We start from the raw sequence: 18,711 nt of genomic DNA, 5'->3' as shown, positions 1-18,711 counted from the left end.
GTACCCCCCTCGCATAAGGAGTCTGCGTGAGATCCACGCCCAGCCGTCGCGCCACCGCGACCGGCGCCCTGATCGCCGCCGCCGCCATGCTCACCATCGGTGTCCAGGCCGGCACCGCCTCGGCCGGCACCTTCGGTGCCGCCGCCCCCGCGGCGCAGTCCCTCGGCAAGGTCAACCCGGGCAAGCTCCCGGCCGACCTCTCCCCCGCCCAGCGCGCCGCGCTGATCAAGGCCGCGCAGGCCGACTCCGCCGCCACGGCGAAGCGCCTCGGCCTCGGCGCCACGGAGAAGCTGGCCGTCCGCGACGTCGTCCAGGACCGCGACGGCTCCACCCACACGCGCTACGAGCGCACCCTGGACGGCCTCCCGGTCCTCGGCGGCGACCTGATCGTCGACGAGACCAAGGCCGGCGCCCAGACCGGTGTCATCAAGGCCAGCCGCGCCGACATCGCCAAGGTGGACACCGCCGCGGCCACCATCGCCCCGGCCGCCGCCGAGAAGCAGGCGATCGGCCGCGCGAACGCGGCGGGTGCCGAGAAGGCCGCCACCAAGCACGCCCCGCGCAAGGTCGTGTGGGCCGCCAAGAGCACCCCCGTCCTCGCCTACGAGACGGTCGTCGGCGGCTTCCAGGACGACGGCACCCCGAGCGCGCTGCACGTCATCACGGACGCCAAGACCGGCGCCAAGCTGTACGAGTGGCAGGCCATCGAGACCGGCATCGGCAACACGATGTACAGCGGCCAGGTCACCCTCGGCACCGCCCCGTCGTACTCCCTCACGGACACGACGCGCGGCAACCACAAGACGTACAACCTCAACGGCGGCTCCTCCGGCACCGGCACGCTGTTCACCAACACCACGGACACGTGGGGCAACGGCCTGGCCTCCAACAAGGAGACCGCGGGCGCCGACGCGCACTACGGCGCCGCGCTCACCTGGGACTACTACAAGAACGTGCAGGGCCGTTCCGGCATCCGCGGTGACGGTGTCGGCGCGTACTCCCGGGTCCACTACGGCAACGCGTACGTCAACGCGTTCTGGGACGACTCCTGCTTCTGCATGACGTACGGCGACGGCTCGGGCAACAGCAAGCCGCTGACGTCCATCGACGTGGCCGCGCACGAGATGACGCACGGCGTCACGTCCAACACCGCGGGCCTGAACTACAGCGGCGAGTCCGGCGGCCTCAACGAGGCCACCTCGGACATCTTCGGTTCGACCGTCGAGTTCTACGCCAACAACTCCAAGGACGTCGGTGACTACCTCATCGGCGAGAAGATCGACATCAACGGCAACGGCACGCCGCTCCGTTACATGGACAAGCCGAGCAAGGACGGCGCGTCCAAGGACTCCTGGTACTCGGGCATCGGCTCGATCGACGTCCACTACTCCTCGGGCCCGGCGAACCACTTCTTCTACCTGCTGTCCGAGGGCAGCGGCTCGAAGACCATCAACGGCGTGACCTACAACTCGCCGACCTCCGACGGCCTGCCCGTCACCGGCATCGGCCGGGACAAGGCCGCGGCGATCTGGTACAAGGCGCTGACCACCAAGTTCAGCTCCACCACCAACTACGCGGGCGCCCGCACGGGTGCCATCGCCGCGGCCACCGACCTGTACGGCGCGAGCAGCCCCGAGGTCGCGGCCGTCCAGGACGCCTTCGCCGCGATCAACGTGGGTGCGCGCTCCGGCGGCAACCCCGGCGGCGGCACGGTCTTCAGCAACGACACCGACGTCTCCATCCCGGACTCCCCGGGAGCCGCGGTGACCTCCTCGGTGACCGTCTCCGGCATCACGGGCAACGCGCCGAGCAACCTCCAGGTCGGCGTGGACATCGTCCACACCTACATCGGTGACCTCGTCGTCGACCTCATCGCCCCCGACGGCTCGGTCTACAACCTGTCCAACCGGGCGGGCGGCAGCGCCGACAACATCCAGCAGACCTACACCGTGAACGCCTCCTCGGAGGTCGCCAACGGCGTCTGGAAGCTCCGGGTCCAGGACAAGGCGGCCATCGACACCGGCTACATCAACAGCTTCAAGCTGACCTTCCCGTAAGCACCACCGCACGGGAGCGGGCGCCCCGGAGGGAACGTTCCCTCCGGGGCGCCCGCGCGTCTGCATACCCTGGACCGCATGATCAGGGTGCTGCTTGCCGACGACGAGACGATGATCAGGGCCGGGGTGCGGGCCATCCTCGCCACCGACCCCGGCATCGAGGTGGTGGCCGAGGCCGGCGACGGCCACGAGGCCGTCGAACTCGCCCGCGAGCACCGCCCCGACGTGATCCTGCTCGACATCCGGATGCCCCGGCTCGACGGGCTCGGCGCGGCCGAGGAACTGCGCACGACGGTGCCGGACACGGCCGTCGTCATGCTCACCACCTTCTCCGAGGACGCCTACATCGCGCGGGCGCTCGGCAGCGGCGTCAGCGGTTTCCTCCTCAAGTCCGGGGACCCGCGCGAGTTGATCGCCGGGGTCCGGGCCGTGGCCGGGGGCGGCGCCGCGCTCTCCCCCACGGTCGCCCGGCGGGTCATCGACACCCTCGGCGGGGAGCGGTTCACCCGCGCGGCCGAGGCGCGCACCCGCCTGGAACCGCTCACGGGCCGGGAGCGGGAGGTCGTCGCCCTCCTCGGCGCCGGGCTCTCCAACCAGGAGATCGCGGACCGCATGTACGTCGTCGAGGGCACGGTGAAGGCGCACGTGAGCGCCGTCCTCGGCAGGCTCGGCCTGCGCAACCGGGTGCAGCTCGCGGTCCTGGCGTACGAGGCGGGCCTGGTGCCCGATGCGTGAGGCGGCCCGTGAGCGCCTCTTCGACCTGGGGCTCTGGCTGCTGCTCTGCGTGCCGGTCCTCCTCAAGTCGGACCCGAACGACGGCGGAAGCTGGACCGAGGTCGCCATCGGCGTGGCGCTGCTCGGCGGCTGTGTCGCGGCCGGCCGGCGGTGGCCGCCGGTGCCGGTCGCCGTCGTGGTCGCGGTGAGCCTGTCCTCCTCCCTGGAGCTGTTCACCGCCTCGTACAGCCTGGCCCTGATCGCCTTCGGCTATCTCGCCGGGCGGCGGGAGGAGCAGACCCGGGCGGCACTGTGGCTGTTCGGCGCGGTCGCGGCGGCGGGGCTGCTCCTGACGACGGTCACGCACACCTCCCTCGGCCAGTGGTTCACGCTGCTGCTCACGCTGGCCCTGGCGGTCGTGGCGCCGTGGCTGATCGGCCGTTACGTGCGCCAGTACGACCGGCTCGTGCGCAGCGGCTGGGAGCTGGCCGACCGGATGGAGCGGGAGCAGGCGGCCGTCGCCGACCGGGAGCGGCTGCGGGAGCGGTCCAGGATCGCGGGCGACATGCACGACTCCCTCGGCCACGACCTGGCCCTGATCGCGGTCCGCGCGGGCGCCCTTGAGGTCGATCCGGCGCTGGGTCCCGCCCAGCAGCACGCGGCCGGCGAGCTGCGGCGCGCGGCGGCGGACGCGACGGCCCGGCTGCGGGACATCATCGGCGTCCTGCGGGAGGACGACGCCGGGGCGCCGACGACCCCGTCGGGCGAGACGGTCGAGGAGCTGACGGCCCGGGCCCGCGCCTCGGGCCTCGCGGTCACCCTCACCGCCGCCACCCCGGTGCCGACGCTGCCGGGGATGTCGGGCCTCGCCCTGCACCGGGTCGTCCAGGAGGGCCTGACGAACGCGGCCAAGCACGCGCCGGGCGCGGCGGTGACGGTGACCGTCGCCCAGGACGCGGCGGACGTGCGGGTCCGGGTCTCGAGCGGCCCCGGCGACACGACACGGCCCGGCCGTGCCTCCGGCGACACGGCTCACCCGGGCCACGCCTCCGGCACCGCCCCCGACGACACGGCACGTCCGGACCCTGCCCCCGACGGCAGTGCACGCGTCGGCCTCGCCTCCGGCGGCACCGGGCTCGTGGGCCTCGGGGAGCGGGTGCGGCTCGCGGGCGGTTCGCTGGCGCACCGGGTGGCCGGGGACGGCGGGTTCGTCCTGGAGGCCGTCCTGCCCCGGAACCCCCCGGCGCCGCTGCCGGCCGCACCGACCTCGGCGCGGGAGCTGGACCGGGCCCGCCGCGAGGTCCGCAAGGGCCTCGCGCGGGCGATCTGGATCCCGCTCGCGCTCCTCGTCGCGCTCGGCCTGCTGATGGCCGGGGTCGCCGTGTGGACGCAGGCCCGGTCGTACCTGGAGCCGGAGGACTACGCCCGGCTGCGGATCGGGCAGTCGCTCACGGAGATCACCGAGAACGCCGAGGACTGGCCCGACCGCCCGCTGGACGGCCCGCCGGTGCAAGTCCCGGCGGAGCCGCGCGGCATGGACGAATGCCGGTACTACCGGTCCACGATGCTGGCCGCGATCCCGGTGTACCGGCTCTGCTTCGTCGACGGGCACCTCGCCGACAAGGCCGAGGTGCCGTAGGGCGACCGCAGCAGGGCGACGGCCGCCGGGCTACCTCAGCAGCACCCCCGCCCCCTCCCCCGTCGTCTCCCCCGGCAGGGCCGCGAGGCCGAGTTCGGCCGGGTGGGCGAGCAGCGGGTGGGCGGGCAGGACGCGGACGGTGCAGCCGAAGGAACCGGTCCGGTCGAGCTCCAGGGTGCCCGCGTAGGGCAGCCGCCCCTCCAGGTCGGGGCCGCCGGCCGGTTTGAGGGTGACGGTGCGGGTGGCGGCGAGGGTGTCGTCGGCGTCGACTCGGCCGGTGACGGCCTGCACCTCGACGTCGTCGGGCTCCAGGCCGCCGAGCGCGACCCGGACCCGGACGACGGGCGTCGCGCCGAGTTCGGCGTCCACCTCGGCGAGGTCGTCGCCGATCTCCACGTGGTCCACGGCCACCGCCGGCCAGGCCGCCCGGACCCGGGCCTTCCAGGCGGCGAGGTCCCGCGCCCGCCCGGGGGTGAGGGCCCGGCGGGAGCCTGCGGCGGGCACGTACAGCCTCTCGACGTACTCGCGGACCATCCGGTCGGCGAGCACCTTCGGGCCGAGGTCGGCGAGGGTGCGCCGGACCATGGCGGTCCAGCCGGACGGCACCCCGTCGGGGCCGCGGTCGTAGAAGCGGGGGGCGACGCGGCGCTCGATCAGCTCGTAGAGGGCGGCGGCCTCCAGGTCGTCGCGGCGGTCCTCGTCGGCGGCGGCCGCGCCGTCGGCGGTGGGGATGGCCCAGCCGAACTCGGGCTCGTACCACTCGTCCCACCAGCCGTCGAGGACGGACAGGTTGAGGCAGCCGTTGAGCGCGGCCTTCATCCCGCTCGTACCGCAGGCCTCGAGGGGGCGCAGGGGGTTGTTGAGCCAGACGTCGCAGCCGGGGTAGAGGCCGCGGGCCATCTCCATGCCGTAGTCGGGCAGGAAGACGATGCGGTGCCGGACCCGGGGGTCGTCGGCGAACCGGACGAGCTCCTGGACCAACTTCTTGCCCCCGTCGTCGGCGGGATGGGCCTTGCCCGCGACGACGAGCTGCACGGGCCGCTCGGGGTGGAGGAGCAGGGCCCGCAGCCGGTCCTTGTCCCGGAGCATGAGGGTGAGCCGCTTGTACGAGGGGACGCGGCGGGCGAAGCCGATGGTGAGGACGTCGGGGTCGAGGACGGATTCGGTCCAGCCGAGTTCGGCGGCGGCGGCGCCGCGCTGCCGCCAGGAGGCCCGCAGCCGGTCCCGTACGTCGGCGACGAGGCGTTCGCGGAGGGTGCGGCGCAGCTCCCACAGCTCCCGGTCGCTCGCGTCCGGTCCGGTCCGGGCGGCCTCGGGGGCGACCCAGGTGGGGGCGTGGACGCCGTTGGTGATGGAGGTGATCGGCACCTCGTCGGCGTCGAAGCCGGGCCAGAGCCCGGCGAACATGGAGCGGCTGACGGCGCCGTGGAGGGTGGAGACGCCGTTGGCGCGCTGGGCGAGCCGCAGGCCCATGGCGGCCATGTTGAAGACGCCGGGTTCGCCGCCGAGCGGGGTCTCGTCGCCGAGGGCGAGGATCCGGCCGAGGTCGACGCCGGGGAGGGCGCCGTCGTCGCCGAGGTGGCGGGCGACGAGGGCCCGGTCGAAGCGGTCGATGCCGGCGGGGACGGGGGTGTGGGTGGTGAAGACGGTGCCGGCCCGGACGGCCTCCAGGGCGCTGTCGAAGTCGAGGCCCTCGCCCTGGAGTTCGCGGACGCGTTCGAGGCCGAGGAAGCCGGCGTGGCCCTCGTTGGTGTGGAAGACCTCGGGTGCGGGGTGGCCGGTGAGCCGGGTGTACGTGCGGACGGCGCGGACACCGCCGATGCCGAGGAGCATCTCCTGGAGGAGCCGGTGCTCACTGCCGCCGCCGTACAGCCGGTCGGTGACGGACCGTTCGCCGGGGGCGTTCTCCTCGACGTCGGAGTCGAGCATCAGCAGCGGGACGCGGCCGACCTGGGCGATCCAGATCTGGGCGTGGAGGCTGCGGCCGCCGGGCAGGGCGAGGGTGATCCGGGCGGGGGTGCCGTCGGCCTCGCGGAGCAGGGTGACGGGCAGCTCGCCGGGGTCGAGGACGGGGTACTGCTCCTGCTGCCAGCCGTCGCGGCCGAGGGACTGCCGGAAGTAGCCGTGCCGGTAGAGCAGGCCGACGCCGACGAGGGGGACGCCGAGGTCGCTGGCGGACTTGAGGTGGTCTCCGGCGAGGATGCCGAGGCCGCCAGAGTACTGGGGCAGGGCGGCGGCGACGCCGAACTCGGGCGAGAAGTAGGCGACGGCGGCCGGGGCGTCGCCGGGGCGGCCCTGGTACCAGCGGGGGGCGTGCAGGTACTGGTCGAGGTCCTCGGCGACCGCGCGCAGCCGGTCCAGGAACTCCTGGTCGGCGGCGAGCGCGGCGAGCCGGGGCGCTTCGAGGGCGCCGAGGACCCGTACGGGGTCGGCACCGGCCAGTCCCTCGGGCGCGAGGGAGTCGAAGAGCGCCCGGGTGGGCTCGTGCCAGGACCAGCGCAGGTTGTGCGCGAGGTCGGCGAGGGGTCGAAGGGTGTCGGGGAGGACGGGACGCACGGTGAATCGACGGATTGCCTTCACGTTGTCCACCTTCGCAGGCGAGTACGGAGCGGAGCGGGCGCACCACGCTGTGTGCCCGGCGTGCCGCTCCGACGGTACAGGTCCTAGGGAGCGGGCACGACGGTCTCGTACGGGGAGCCCTGGTTGACCGTGGTCGGGTCGAAGGCTCCGGTGGCGGCGTACCGGCCGGCGATGGCGGCGAGTTCCTCGGCGGGGATGACCTGGTGGATGTCGGTGAAGCCGTGCGGGGCGCGCGCGTGGGCGAGGTTGATGACGACCTCGGGGCCGAGCTGCCGGTTGGCGTGCTGGAGCGCGGTCATGGCGGGGCGGCGCTCCCGTTCGTACGCGGCGAGGCCCTCGGCGGGGTCGGGGTGGAGGGCGAGGGCGTGGGCGAGGGCGCGGGCGTCGACGATCGACTGGGTCGCCCCGTTGGAGCCGATGGGGTACATGGCGTGGGCGGCGTCGCCGATGAGGGTGGTGCGGCCGTGGGTCCACCGGTCGAGGGGTTCGCGGTCGACCATCGGGTAGAGGTGGGCGGTGTCGGCGGCGCGCAGGACTGCGGGGACGCTGACGCCGTCGAACTCCCAGCCCTCGTAGTACGGGAGGAAGCTCTCGACGGGGGCGGGCCGGTTCCAGTCGCCCCGCAGTCCCTCCTCGCCGGCGGCGCCGGGGGTGTCGGCGGGCCGGGCGAGGGCCCAGTTCACGAGGACCTCCCTGTCCGGTCCGGTGGGCCGGCCCATCGGGTAGACGACGGCCTTCTGCCGGTCGTCGCCCGCGATGAACATGAAGGAGCCCACGGCCCGCGCGGGCATCCGGGACACCCCCCGCCACACCAGCATCCCGTTCCACGCGGGCCCGCCCTCCGTCGGGTTGAGCGCCGCGCGGACCGCGGAGCGGATGCCGTCGGCGCCGACGAGGACGTCCGGTTCGAGGGAGGCCCGGCCCTTGACGGGTCCTTCGCGGTGCTCGAGGCGTAGCCGGGGCCGCCCGCCCGGGAGCAGTTCGACGCCGGTCACCCGGACGCCCGTGACCAGGGCGGCGGTGCCGAGCCGGGCGCGGACGGCGCCGGCCAGGACCTGCTGGAGGTGGCCGCGGTGGACGGACAGCTGGGGCCAGCGGTAGCCGGCGGCGAGGCCGCGCCGCTCCCGGGATATCAGGCCGCCCGAGCGGTGGTAGTAGCGCAGTTCGCGGGTGCGCAGGGCGCCGGCCTCCAGGGCGTCGAGGAGGCCGAGGGCGTCGAGTTCGCGGACGGCGTTCGGCATCAGGTTGAGTCCGGCGCCGACGGGGCGGATGGCGGGCGCGGCCTCGACGACGGTCACCCGCTCGAATCCGGCGGCGTGCAGGGCGAGGGCGGCGGTGAGGCCGGCGATGCCGCCGCCGGCGATCAGGATGTGCGGGCTCTGGCCGTACTGCGGCCCGTACGGGGTGTGGGGGGACATCTCGGCTCCTACGCGGCCGGGCCGACGGGGGCGCCGGCGGGACGGCGCTGCGCGGTCGCGCGGCGCACCATGGTCTCGTTCTCCCTGGTCAGGTCCAGGATCGAGCGCAGCAGCGCGACGGGGGCCCCGCCGCTGCCCTCCTCGTACAGGCGTATGTCGTCGCTGTAGGCCTTGCGGGCGATGCCGAGGTGCCGGGCCCGGAAGGTCTTCAGGATCCGCAGGACGCGGCCGAGCGCCTCCGCCGAGGCGGTGAGCGCGGGCGGCAGCCGGTCGGCGCCCTCCCAGCTGACGGCCGCCGACAGCTTGCTGACGGCGGAGATCCCGCCCCGGTGCCGGGCGTGGAAGGCGCGCCAGGACGGCAGGGCGTACGGCAGGGACTCGGCGAGGAAGGCGTCGTAGGCGGCGTCGGAGCGGTCGCACTGCCACAGCGTCAGGTCGACCAGCCAGAGCGGGACCTGTGCGGCGGCCGGGCCGAGGTAGTCGCGGCCGGCGATCTCGACCTCCTCGAAGTAGGGGCGGAGGGTGAGCGCGAAGTACTCGGGCGGGACCTGGGCGACGGTGAGGTCGATGGACTCCACCATGGCCCGGACGTGGCCGGCGATGCGGTCGAGGGCGGCCGGGAACCCGGGGTCGTACGGTTCGAGGCGGGCGACCCGGGTGCAGTCCTCGAGCGCCGCGACGAGCCCCGGGAACACCATCCGTACCGCGTCCTGGAGGCGGGCCTCGGTGGGGTGGCCGGTGTAGGTGCGGCGGCGGGGGCCCGTGGGGTTCCAGCTCGTGTAGTGGTGGACGGTGTCCCGGGGGATCATGTCGGTGCGGCGGCCGAGGAGTTCGAGGACGGGCAGGGCCTCGGGGACGGCGGCCAGCGGCTGCACGCCGTGCCGTTTGAGGGAGCCGAGCAGGATGCCGAGGTCCCGCATGGCGGCGAGCGCGCCGCCGACGCTCCATCCGGCGGCCTCCTCGAGGTCGGGCACCAGGGCGCGCAGGGCGACGGTCAGCGCGGCCGCGTCGGCCCGCTCGTTCATCCCGGGCACCGCGGCGAGCAGGGCGTCGGCGCCCAGCGGGTCGGCGGCACGTATGTCCTCGGTCATGTGACGCGGGTCGCCGAACAAGGCAGCGCTCCTTCTTCCGGAGGGATGTGCGGTCAGTGCGGCTCGGGCACCCGCTCCCGTACGCGCGGGCGTACGGAGAGCAGGGCGGCGAGCGCGGCGAAGGCGGCGCCGGTGAGCAGGGCGGCGCGGAAGCCGGCGGTCTCGGCGGCGGCGCGGGCCGCGTCGGCGGCCCCGGTGCGGCCGGCGTCTCCCGTGCGGCCGGTGTCTCCCGTACGGGTGGTGTCTCCCGTACGGGTGGTGGCGACGGCGACCAGGACGGCGAGGCCGAGGACGGAGCCGAACTGCTGGCTGGTGTTGACGAGTCCGGAGGCGAGTCCGGTCTCCTCGGGCGCGGCGTCGGCGGTGGCGGCCACGTTGGTGGTGACCATGACCAGCGGCAGGGCGGCGCCGAGGAGGAGGCTGGGGGCGAGGACGGTGCTCGGATAAGTGCCGTCCGGGGTGAGCGCGAGGGCCAGCCACGCGGTCCCGGCGCACAGCAGGACGAAGCCGAGGGTCATGGCCCGGTGCAGGCCGATGCGGAAGATGATCCGGCCGGTCTGCGGGGCGACCGCGACGACGACGAGGGACAGCGGAAGCAGTCCGAGGCCGCCGCCCAGGGGCGCGTATCCGAGGACGCTCTGCAGATACAGGCTGACCAGGAAGAACATCGGGAACAGCGTGGTCTGGGCGAGCGCGGCGAGGACGTTGGCGAGGCGGAGCGCGGGCCGGGCGAGGACGGAGGGCGGCACCAGCGGGGCGGCGGCCCGGGTCTCGACCGCGGCGAAGGCGAGCAGCAGCGCCAGGCCGGCTCCCCCGGCGCCGAGGGTACGGGCGGAGAGCCAACCGGCCTCGGATCCGCCGACGAGGGCGTAGGCGACGAGGCCGAGGCCGGCGGTCGCGGTGAGCGCCCCGGCGAGGTCGAAGCCGCCGCGGAGGACCGCTCCCGAACGGGGGGCGAGGATCCGGACGGCCAGGGCTGCGAGGACGGCGGCGAGGAGCACGTTCAGCCAGAACGTGGCGCGCCAGCCGAGGAGGTCGGTGAGGACGCCGCCGAGGACCGTGCCGAGGACTCCGCCGAGGCCGCCCATGGCGGCGAAGACGCCGAGGGCCTTGTGCCGGGCGGGGCCGTCGGGGAAGAGCAGGAGCAGCAGGGCGAAGGCGGCGGCCGCGGCGAGGGCGGCGCCGACGCCCTGGACGGCGCGGGCCGCGACGAGGAGGTCGGCGCCGGGGGCGAGACCACCGGCGGCGGAGGCGACGGCGAGCAGGCCGAGGCCGCCGAGGAAGACCCGCCGGTGGCCGAGGAGGTCGGCGACGCGTCCGCCGAGGAGGAGCAGTCCGCCGAAGGCGATGAGGTAGGCGTTGGCGACCCAGGACAGGCCGGTGGAGCCGGAGCCGAGGTCCTCGCCGACGGAGGGCAGTGCGACGTTGACGATCGCGGTGTCCATGATCAGCAGCAGCTGTGTGGAGGCGAGGAGGGCGAGCGCCCCGCGTCCGGGGGGCGTCACCGGGTCGTCCCCAGGCCGTAGCCGTCGAGGCAGGCCTGCGCGAGGCTCTCGCACTCCTCCGCCGCTCCGGCCCGGGTCTGCATGGTCAGGTAGACGTGCGGGGCGCCGTGGTAGAAGCGCTCGTACTGCTCGTGGCGGCCGGCGAACTCCGAACCGAGGGCGTCCCAGGCGAGTTTGAGGAGCTTGACGCGGTCCTCGGCGGGATGGCCGGGCGTCGCGAAGTAGCGGCGGACCAGCGGCCCGAGTTCGGGGTGGAGCAGGTCGCGGCCGCTGGCGGGGAGCTGGACGAGGGCGCCGCCGGCGAGGAGCTTGACGTCCTGGACGGCGCGCGGGTACAGCTCGCCGGCCATGATCCGCTGGGCGAAGGAGATCTCCTGCCCGGGGCGGACGCCGCCGCGCCCGCCGTCGACCTCCTCGTACGAGGCCTCGGCGGCGAGGACGAAGGCCTTGGCCTGGGCGACCATGCCGAGGAGCCGGCCGATCGCCTGGGTGACGGGCGGCAGGTCCCCTGTGCCGTTCGAGCGGGTGATCAGGATCGCGAGGCCGGTGAGGAACTCCAGCTTGGTCCAGAAGCGGGTGGCGGACTGGTGGACGAAGTTGAGGTAGGCGGGGGTCTGCCACCAGATCGCGGCGGTGGTGGCCGGGTCCCGGTAGGTGAGGACGCGTTCCCAGGGCACGAAGACGTCCTCGCAGACGAGCAGCGCGTCGTTCTCGTCGTACCGGGAGGAGAGCGGCTGGTCGAAGACGGACCGGGAGCGCTCCTCGTAGGAGGTGCGGGAGATCAGCTTGAGGCCGGGGGTGTCGAGCCGTACGGAGAAGGTGACGGCGTGCTCGGTGTCGTCGGCGGCGAGCGGCTCGATGGTGCCGACGAGGAGCTCGTCGGCGAAGACCGCGCCGGTGCCGATGGTCTTGGCGCCGCGGACGACGATCCCGCCGTCGCGTTCCTCCACGACCCGCAGGGCGAGGTCGTCCTCGCCGCGGCCGGACGGCGGGTCGGTGAGGGTGAACGCGGTGTGCAGGTCGCCCTCGGCGAGCCGCCGGTGGAAGGCGAGGGCGTGCCCGGCGCCGTCGAAGGCGTCGCCGGTGAAGACGGCGGGCGCGGCGGCGAACCCGGCCGCCCCGGCGGCCATGTAGTCGGGGGTGCGGCCGAGGAAGCCGTAGCTCGCCCGCGCCGTGGTGCGGAAGGCGCGGCGGCGGGCGACGAGCTCCTCGTACGAGCGGGGCACCGCACCGGCGCGGCGCACTCCGCCCTGGACGAGGACGGGGCGGTGCACGGGGTCGTCGGCGAGGTCGTACAGGCCGGCGAAGGAGGCCGCGGAGGCCCGGAAGGCGGGGTGGGCGGTGACGTCCTTGACCCGCTCCCCGTCGAGCCAGATCTCGCGCCCGTCGCGCAGTCCCTCCAGATACTCCTGCCCGGACCTCGTCACCGGTGTGTCGCCTCTCCTCGGGTGCCACGGCTGTTGCCGGTCCCGAGCCTGTCCGGGGGTGCCCCGGACGGACAATGAACGTCCGTCCAGGGGTCCTTAAGAACCGTCCAGGGGCTCCCGAAGATGTCAGGTCGGGCGGATCAGGCGGCCCTGACCTCGCCCGCCCGGTACTCGCCGGGGGTCACCCCGAACCACTTCCGGAACGCGAGGTGGAAGCCGACGGCGCTGCGGTAGCCGACGCGTTCGGGCAGGGCCGACTGCGGGAGCGAGGTCTCGGTGAGGAGCCGGCCGGCCTCCTGCATGCGGCGGGCGGCGAGGTACCGGGCCGGGGAGTCGCCGACGAGTTCGCGGAAGGCGGCGGTGAAGGCGGAGCGGGACATGCCCACCTCCCGGGCGACGGAGTCGATGGTCCAGGGCTCGGCGAACCGGGTCGCCATCATGACGACCGCCCGGCTGATCCCGGGGTGGCGGAGCAGCGGCAGCGAGGCCGGGTTGTCGGCGAGCTCGCGGAGCAGCGGGCGGAGCGCGAGGACGAGCGCCATCTCAAAGGCGCGCAGGGTGATGAGCCGGTCGCCGGGGCCGACGGGCCGGTCGGGGGCGGCGAGCAGCCGGAGGGTGTCGCGGAGCAGCGGTTCGCGGTCGACCTGGTGGCCGTCGAGGACGAGGGCCCAGGGCAGGGAGGTGTAGAGGCCGGTGGCGGCGCTGGCGTCGTAGTGGAGGCCGGCGCACAGGAGGCGGCTCTCGGGTCCGCTGCCCTCGATGACGATCTCGCCGGAGGTGCCGGGCTGCCGTTCGGGCAGGACGGCCTTGAGCGGGACGCCCTGGCGTTCGGGCCGGTCGGAGAGGCGGTGCGCGGCGCCGGTGGGGAAGACGACGAGGTCGCCGGCGTGGAGTTCGACGGGGGCCTCGCCGTCGGCGGTGATCCAGCAGCCGCCCTCGACGACGTAGTGGAGGACGGCGCAGCTGCGTTCGGCGTCGCCCTCGATGGCCCAGGGGGCGCGGACGTGCCAGCGGCTGTCGAAGACGCCGGTGAGCCGGAGGGGTTTGAGGAGCTCGCTCAGCAGGTCCTCGTGCTCGCCGTCGCCGGGCGGATCGAGGGGGTCGCGCCGGTCGAGGGGGTCGCGCTGGTCGTGACGGTCGGTTCCCACGGTTTCCATGGACGATCCTTCAACTTCCGCCCCGGTTTGTTAATTGAACGGCCGAAGCCGTCGCGGGGAGCCTGGAGGGACGCCGACACGACAGCGACGACAGCCTATCGAAGGGCCTTGGACACACATGGACAGTGAGATTCCGATGCGGGTGGCGGTCGTGGGCGCGACCGGCTTCCAGGGCGGCGCGGTGGCCCGCCTCCTCGCCGAGCGGCACCACCGGGTGCGGACCCTGACCCGGCGCCCGGAGGCGGACCGGCCGCCGCTGCCGGGGGCCTTCTTCCTCGCCGGGGACCTGGGGGTGCCGGGGGACGTGCGGCGACTGTTCTCGGGGACCACGCACGCGTTCGTCACGATGCCGCTCGTGTACGACGGGACGCGGGTGGAGGCGTACGCGCGGAACATCGCGGAGGCCGCGCTCGCGGCGGGCACGGAACGGCTCGTGTTCAACGCCAACACCCGGCTTCCGCTGGGCCCGACGGACGTCGCCGCCTTCGAGACGCGGCGGCTCGCGGAGCAGGTCCTGCGGGACAGCGGGGTGCCGCTCGTGGTGGTCAGGCCGCCGGTGTACCTGGACAACCTGTTCTCGCCGTGGAACGGGCCCGCCCTGGTCGACGAGGGCGTCCTCGCCTACCCCCTGCCGGAGTCCGCGCGGACGGCGTGGCTGTCGCACCGGGGCCTCGCGGAGGCGGCGCTCGCGGCGCTCACCCGGGAGGACCTGGAGGGCCGGACCTTCGACATCGGCGGCGACCGCGCCCTGACGGGCCGTGAGCTCGCCGAGGCCTTCGGGCGGGGCCTCGGCCGGACGGTGCGGTACGAGGAGCTGGATCCGGCCGTGTTCGAGCAGGGCCTGGCGCAGCTGCTCGGCCCGGAGACGGCGGCCGGGGTCGCGGGGATCTACCACTACATGGCGAGCGGCGCCGATCCGCTCCTGATGACGGACGACGACGGGGTGTCGTCGGAGGTCCTCGGCCTGGAACCGGCCCCGGTGGAGGAGTGGGTGGCCCGCCAGCCCTGGCAGGTGTGGTCGTCGGACGCGGAGACCCCGGACGCCTCGCCGCGCGCCTGACCCGGAACGCCGATCGAGCCCCGCCCCACAAAGGCGGGGCTCTTTTCTTGTCCGGGTCGTGCGCTTGCCGACGCGACTACGCCCGAGTAGTTAACAAAGCGCCGGATTGCCCGCCCGAGGACCGTGGAAGGCTCCTCCGGTACAACCCCCGAACCCGTCTCCTCCGAGCCTCCGTTCCCCCCTTGTTCATCCCTGTGGACCCGCCATTCGAGTGAACGCGGACAGGAGCCGTCATGCCCGCAACCCGCCGGCCGCCGACGGAGCTAGAAAGAGCGCACCACCACCCGCACCCCCGTAACCCGTCAGGTGATGCTGTGAATCCGCTCATGGGACGCATTCCCGTACTGGACGTCCGCCCGCTGGTCGACTGTGGCCGGCGCCCCGCGAAGGCGGTGGCCGGAGAGACCTTCGAGGTGACGGCGACCGTCTTCCGCGAGGGCCACGACGCGGTCGCCGCCAATGTCGTGCTGCGCGGCCCGTCGGGCCGGCCAGGACCCTGGACCCCGATGCGCGAACTGGCCCCGGGCACCGACCGGTGGGGCGCCGAGGTCACCCCGGACGCCGAGGGCCTCTGGACGTACACCGTGGAGGCCTGGAGCGACCCGGTGGCCACCTGGCGCCACACGGCGCGGATCAAGATCCCGGCCGGGATCGACTCCGAACTGGTCCTCGCCGAGGGCGCCGAGCTGCACGAGCGGGCCGCGAAGGGCGTCCCGAAGAAGGGCGGCGGCCGGGAGGCCGTGCTCGCGGCGGCGGACGTGCTGCGCGACGTGTCGCGTCCGGCGGCCGTGCGGCTCGCCGCCGCGCTCGCCCCGCAGGTGGTCGACGCCCTGGACCGCCACCCGCTGCGCGAACTCCTCTCCGCCTCCCCCGCGTTGCCGCTCCAGGTGGAGCGCGAGCGGGCCCTGTTCGGCTCCTGGTACGAGTTCTTCCCGCGCTCGGAGGGGGTGCGGAAGGTGAAGGGGCGTACGGTCCCGGGGAACTTCCGCACCGCCGCCGAACGGCTCCCGGCGATCGCCGCGATGGGCTTCGACGTCGTCTACCTGCCGCCGGTGCACCCGATCGGCGAGACCCACCGCAAGGGCCCCAACAACTCGCTTTCGGCCGCGCCGAGCGACGTGGGCGTGCCGTGGGCGATCGGCTCGCCGGAGGGCGGGCACGACGCGCTCCACCCGGACCTGGGGACCTTCGAGGACTTCGACGCGTTCGTGGCGAAGGCCCGGGAGCTGCGCCTGGAGATCGCGCTCGACTTCGCGCTCCAGTGCTCCCCCGACCACCCGTGGGTGGAGAAGCACCCGGAGTGGTTCCACCACCGGCCGGACGGTTCGATCGCGTACGCGGAGAACCCGCCGAAGAAGTACCAGGACATCTATCCGATCGCGTTCGACAAGGACATGGACGGGATCGTCGCGGAGACCGTGCGGATCCTGCGCCACTGGATGGACCACGGGGTGCGGATCTTCCGCGTGGACAACCCGCACACCAAGCCGGTGGTGTTCTGGGAGCGGGTGATCGGCGAGATCAACCGGGCCGATCCGGACGTGATCTTCCTGGCGGAGGCGTTCACCCGGCCGGCGATGATGCGGACGCTCGGCGCGATCGGTTTCCAGCAGTCGTACACGTACTTCACCTGGCGCAACACCAAGGAGGAGCTGACGGAGTACCTCACCGAGCTGTCCGGGGAAACGGCCGCGCAGATGCGGCCGAACTTCTTCGTGAACACCCCCGACATCCTGCACGCCTACCTCCAGGAGGGCGGCCGGCCCGCGTTCGAGGCGCGGGCGGTGCTCGCGGCGACGCTGTCGCCCTCCTGGGGCATGTACGCCGGGTACGAGCTGTGCGAGAACACCCCGCTGCGGGAGGGCAGCGAGGAGTACCTCGACTCGGAGAAGTACGAACTGAGGCCCCGCGACTGGGAGTCGGCGGAGCGCGCCGGGACGACGATCACCCCGCTGATCACCGCCCTGAACCGGATCAGGCGCCGCCACCCGGCCCTCCGCCGGCTGCGGAACCTGACCTTCCACGACACCGACAACCCGCAGGTGATCGCGTACTCGAAGCGTTCGGGTTCGAACATCGTTCTGGTGGTCGTCAACCTCGACCCGCACCACACCCAGGAGGCTTCACTCTCGTTGAACATGCCGGAACTCGGCCTCGACTGGCACGAGACCGTGCCGGTGCGCGACGAGCTCACCGGCGAGACCTATCACTGGGGCAGGGCCGCTTACGTGCGCCTGGAACCGGGCGTCACGCCCGCGCACGTACTCGCCCTGCGACCGTCCCCGCAGACCGGAGGGTCACCCACCTCATGACGACTGTCAACGAGCCCGTCCCCGACACCTTCGAGGACACCCCCGCCAAGGACCGCGATCCCGAGTGGTTCAAGCGGGCGGTGTTCTACGAGGTCCTCGTCCGCTCCTTCCAGGACAGCAACGGCGACGGCGTCGGCGACCTGAAGGGCATCACGTCCAAGCTGGACTACCTCCAGTGGCTGGGCGTCGACTGCCTCTGGCTGCCGCCGTTCTTCAAGTCCCCGTTGCGGGACGGCGGCTACGACGTCGCCGACTACACCTCGGTGCTCCCCGAGTTCGGCGACCTCGCCGACTTCGTGGAGTTCGTCGACGCGGCCCACCAGCGCGGCATGCGCGTGGTCATCGACTTCGTCATGAACCACACCAGCGACCAGCACCCGTGGTTCCAGGAGTCGCGGCGCGACCCGGACGGCCCCTACGGCGACTACTACGTCTGGGCCGACGACGACAAGCAGTACGCGGACGCCCGGATCATCTTCGTCGACACCGAGTCCTCGAACTGGACCTTCGACCCGGTCCGCAAGCAGTACTACTGGCACCGCTTCTTCTCGCACCAGCCGGACCTCAACTACGACAACCCGGCCGTGCAGGAGGAGATCCTCTCCGCGCTGAAGTTCTGGCTGGACCTGGGCATCGACGGCTTCCGGCTCGACGCGGTGCCGTACCTGTACCAGCAGGAGGGCACCAACTGCGAGAACCTCCCCGCCACCCACGCCTTCCTCAAGCGGGTCCGCAAGGAGATCGACGACCACTACCCGGACACGGTGCTGCTCGCCGAGGCCAACCAGTGGCCGGAGGACGTCGTCGACTACTTCGGCGACTTCCGCTCGGGCGGCGACGAGTGCCACATGGCCTTCCACTTCCCGGTCATGCCGCGCATCTTCATGGCCGTGCGCCGCGAGTCCCGCCACCCGGTCTCCGAGATCCTGGCGAAGACCCCGGAGATCCCCTCCGGCTGCCAGTGGGGCATCTTCCTGCGCAACCACGACGAGCTCACCCTCGAGATGGTCACGGACGAAGAGCGCGACTACATGTACGCCGAGTACGCCAAGGACCCGCGCATGCGGGCCAACATCGGCATCCGGCGACGTCTCGCCCCGCTCCTCGACAACGACCGCAAGCAGATGGAGCTGTTCACCGCGCTGCTCTTCTCGCTGCCCGGCTCGCCGGTGCTGTACTACGGCGACGAGATCGGCATGGGCGACAACATCTGGCTCGGCGACCGGGACGGGGTGCGGACCCCGATGCAGTGGACCCCCGACCGGAACGCGGGCTTCTCCTCCTGCGACCCGGGACGGCTCTACCTGCCGGCCATCATGGACCCGGTCCACGGCTACCAGGTGACGAACGTCGAGGCGGGCATGGCCTCTCCGTCCTCGCTCCTCCACTGGACGAAGCGGATGATCGAGATCCGAAAGCAGAACCGTGCCTTCGGGACGGGGACGTACACGGAACTCCCGGCGTCCAACCCGGCGGTGCTCGCCTTCCTCCGGGAAGACGGCGACGACCTCGTGCTGTGCGTGAACAACTTCTCGCGGCACGCACAGCCGACCGAGCTCGACCTGCGGCGCTTCGACGGCACCCGGCCCGTGGAGCTGATCGGCGGGGTGAAGTTCCCGGCCATCGGGCAGCTGCCCTACCTCCTGACCCTTGCGGGACACGGCTTCTACTGGTTCCGTCTCAAGAGGGCCTGAGCGACACCCAGTTCGGTTTTCGTCCCGGGTGGGGCGGTTTCCCCCGTCCCACCCTGG

12 protein-coding genes are annotated in these 18,711 nt (G+C 73.3%); 6 read left to right on the top strand and 6 right to left on the bottom strand.

The window, feature by feature from the left end:
• Window positions 1-26 precede the first annotated feature (26 nt).
• The 3 genes from SVTN_RS26285 to SVTN_RS26275 all read left to right on the top strand — a co-directional run bounded on the left by SVTN_RS26285 (window position 27) and on the right by SVTN_RS26275 (window position 4,410).
• Window positions 27-2,057, top strand: a complete 2,031-nt coding sequence (locus tag SVTN_RS26285) for a M4 family metallopeptidase (protein WP_041131318.1) — start codon at window positions 27-29, stop codon at window positions 2,055-2,057.
• A 78-nt stretch (window positions 2,058-2,135) separates the two neighbouring features.
• Complete coding sequence (locus SVTN_RS26280; RefSeq protein ID WP_052499307.1) at window positions 2,136-2,792, top strand: response regulator; 657 nt, start codon at window positions 2,136-2,138, stop codon at window positions 2,790-2,792.
• Entirely contained in the window at window positions 2,785-4,410 is a 1,626-nt protein-coding gene (locus tag SVTN_RS26275) for a sensor histidine kinase (protein ID WP_041131316.1), read from the top strand. Before SVTN_RS26280 ends, SVTN_RS26275 begins: the two co-directional genes overlap by 8 nt.
• Before the next feature lie 30 nt (window positions 4,411-4,440).
• On the opposite strand, the gene glgP is transcribed toward SVTN_RS26275, so the two are convergent.
• From glgP to SVTN_RS26245, 6 genes are all read right to left on the bottom strand, one after another.
• Window positions 4,441-6,990 carry an alpha-glucan family phosphorylase gene (gene glgP, locus SVTN_RS26270; RefSeq protein ID WP_041131315.1) on the bottom strand — a complete coding sequence of 850 codons (2,550 nt, stop codon included), beginning with the start codon at window positions 6,988-6,990 and terminating at the stop codon, window positions 4,441-4,443.
• 83 nt (window positions 6,991-7,073) lie between these two features.
• Window positions 7,074-8,408: an FAD-dependent monooxygenase gene (locus tag SVTN_RS26265; RefSeq protein ID WP_041131314.1), complete on the bottom strand. Its 1,335-nt coding sequence runs from the start codon at window positions 8,406-8,408 to the stop codon at window positions 7,074-7,076.
• A gap of 8 nt (window positions 8,409-8,416) precedes the next feature.
• A complete protein-coding gene (locus SVTN_RS26260) occupies window positions 8,417-9,499 on the bottom strand; it encodes a monodechloroaminopyrrolnitrin synthase PrnB family protein (protein ID WP_245727637.1) in 1,083 nt (360 codons plus the stop codon).
• Window positions 9,500-9,552: 53 nt separating this feature from the next.
• The gene (locus SVTN_RS26255; protein ID WP_041131312.1) at window positions 9,553-11,004 is read right to left on the bottom strand and encodes an MFS transporter; all 1,452 of its coding nucleotides are present in this window, start codon (window positions 11,002-11,004) and stop codon (window positions 9,553-9,555) included.
• On the bottom strand, window positions 11,001-12,431 hold the full coding sequence (locus SVTN_RS26250; RefSeq protein WP_041131311.1) for a 4-hydroxyphenylacetate 3-hydroxylase family protein: 1,431 nt from the start codon (window positions 12,429-12,431) through the stop codon (window positions 11,001-11,003). The genes SVTN_RS26255 and SVTN_RS26250 overlap by 4 nt, the downstream gene beginning before the upstream one ends.
• 140 nt (window positions 12,432-12,571) lie before the next feature.
• Window positions 12,572-13,588 carry an AraC family transcriptional regulator gene (locus tag SVTN_RS26245; protein WP_052499306.1) on the bottom strand — a complete coding sequence of 339 codons (1,017 nt, stop codon included), beginning with the start codon at window positions 13,586-13,588 and terminating at the stop codon, window positions 12,572-12,574.
• 118 nt (window positions 13,589-13,706) lie between these two features.
• Between SVTN_RS26245 and SVTN_RS26240 the strand changes: the two genes are divergently transcribed.
• The 3 genes from SVTN_RS26240 (at window position 13,707) to treS (ending at window position 18,654) form a co-directional block, all read left to right on the top strand.
• Window positions 13,707-14,648, top strand: coding sequence for an SDR family oxidoreductase (locus SVTN_RS26240; protein ID WP_174518288.1), 942 nt, complete (start codon window positions 13,707-13,709; stop codon window positions 14,646-14,648).
• A 326-nt stretch (window positions 14,649-14,974) separates the two neighbouring features.
• Complete coding sequence (locus SVTN_RS26235) at window positions 14,975-16,960, top strand: alpha-1,4-glucan--maltose-1-phosphate maltosyltransferase (RefSeq protein WP_063782282.1); 1,986 nt, start codon at window positions 14,975-14,977, stop codon at window positions 16,958-16,960.
• Entirely contained in the window at window positions 16,957-18,654 is a 1,698-nt protein-coding gene (treS, locus tag SVTN_RS26230; RefSeq protein WP_041131309.1) for a maltose alpha-D-glucosyltransferase, read from the top strand. The genes SVTN_RS26235 and treS overlap by 4 nt, the downstream gene beginning before the upstream one ends.
• The last annotated feature ends 57 nt before the right edge of the window (window positions 18,655-18,711 follow it).

It is taken from the genome of Streptomyces vietnamensis (assembly GCF_000830005.1).
Lineage (GTDB): Bacteria > Actinomycetota > Actinomycetes > Streptomycetales > Streptomycetaceae > Streptomyces > Streptomyces vietnamensis.
The sequence above is the reverse complement of the archived record's forward strand: the minus strand, read 5'-3'. Positions and strand labels throughout refer to the sequence as shown.

Bases quoted from the DNA above. Each gene is read 5' to 3' on its own strand.
- SVTN_RS26245 (WP_052499306.1), bottom strand. From the start codon at position 13,588: ATGGAAACCGTGGGAACCGACCGTCACGACCAGCGCGACCCCCTCGAC.
- SVTN_RS26265 (WP_041131314.1), bottom strand. From the start codon at position 8,408: ATGTCCCCCCACACCCCGTACGGGCCGCAGTACGGCCAGAGCCCGCAC.
- SVTN_RS26235 (WP_063782282.1), top strand. From the start codon at position 14,975: ATGGGACGCATTCCCGTACTGGACGTCCGCCCGCTGGTCGACTGTGGC.
- treS (WP_041131309.1), top strand. From the start codon at position 16,957: ATGACGACTGTCAACGAGCCCGTCCCCGACACCTTCGAGGACACCCCC.
- SVTN_RS26260 (WP_245727637.1), bottom strand. From the start codon at position 9,499: ATGACCGAGGACATACGTGCCGCCGACCCGCTGGGCGCCGACGCCCTG.
- SVTN_RS26280 (WP_052499307.1), top strand. From the start codon at position 2,136: ATGATCAGGGTGCTGCTTGCCGACGACGAGACGATGATCAGGGCCGGG.
- SVTN_RS26275 (WP_041131316.1), top strand. From the start codon at position 2,785: ATGCGTGAGGCGGCCCGTGAGCGCCTCTTCGACCTGGGGCTCTGGCTG.
- SVTN_RS26240 (WP_174518288.1), top strand. From the start codon at position 13,707: ATGGACAGTGAGATTCCGATGCGGGTGGCGGTCGTGGGCGCGACCGGC.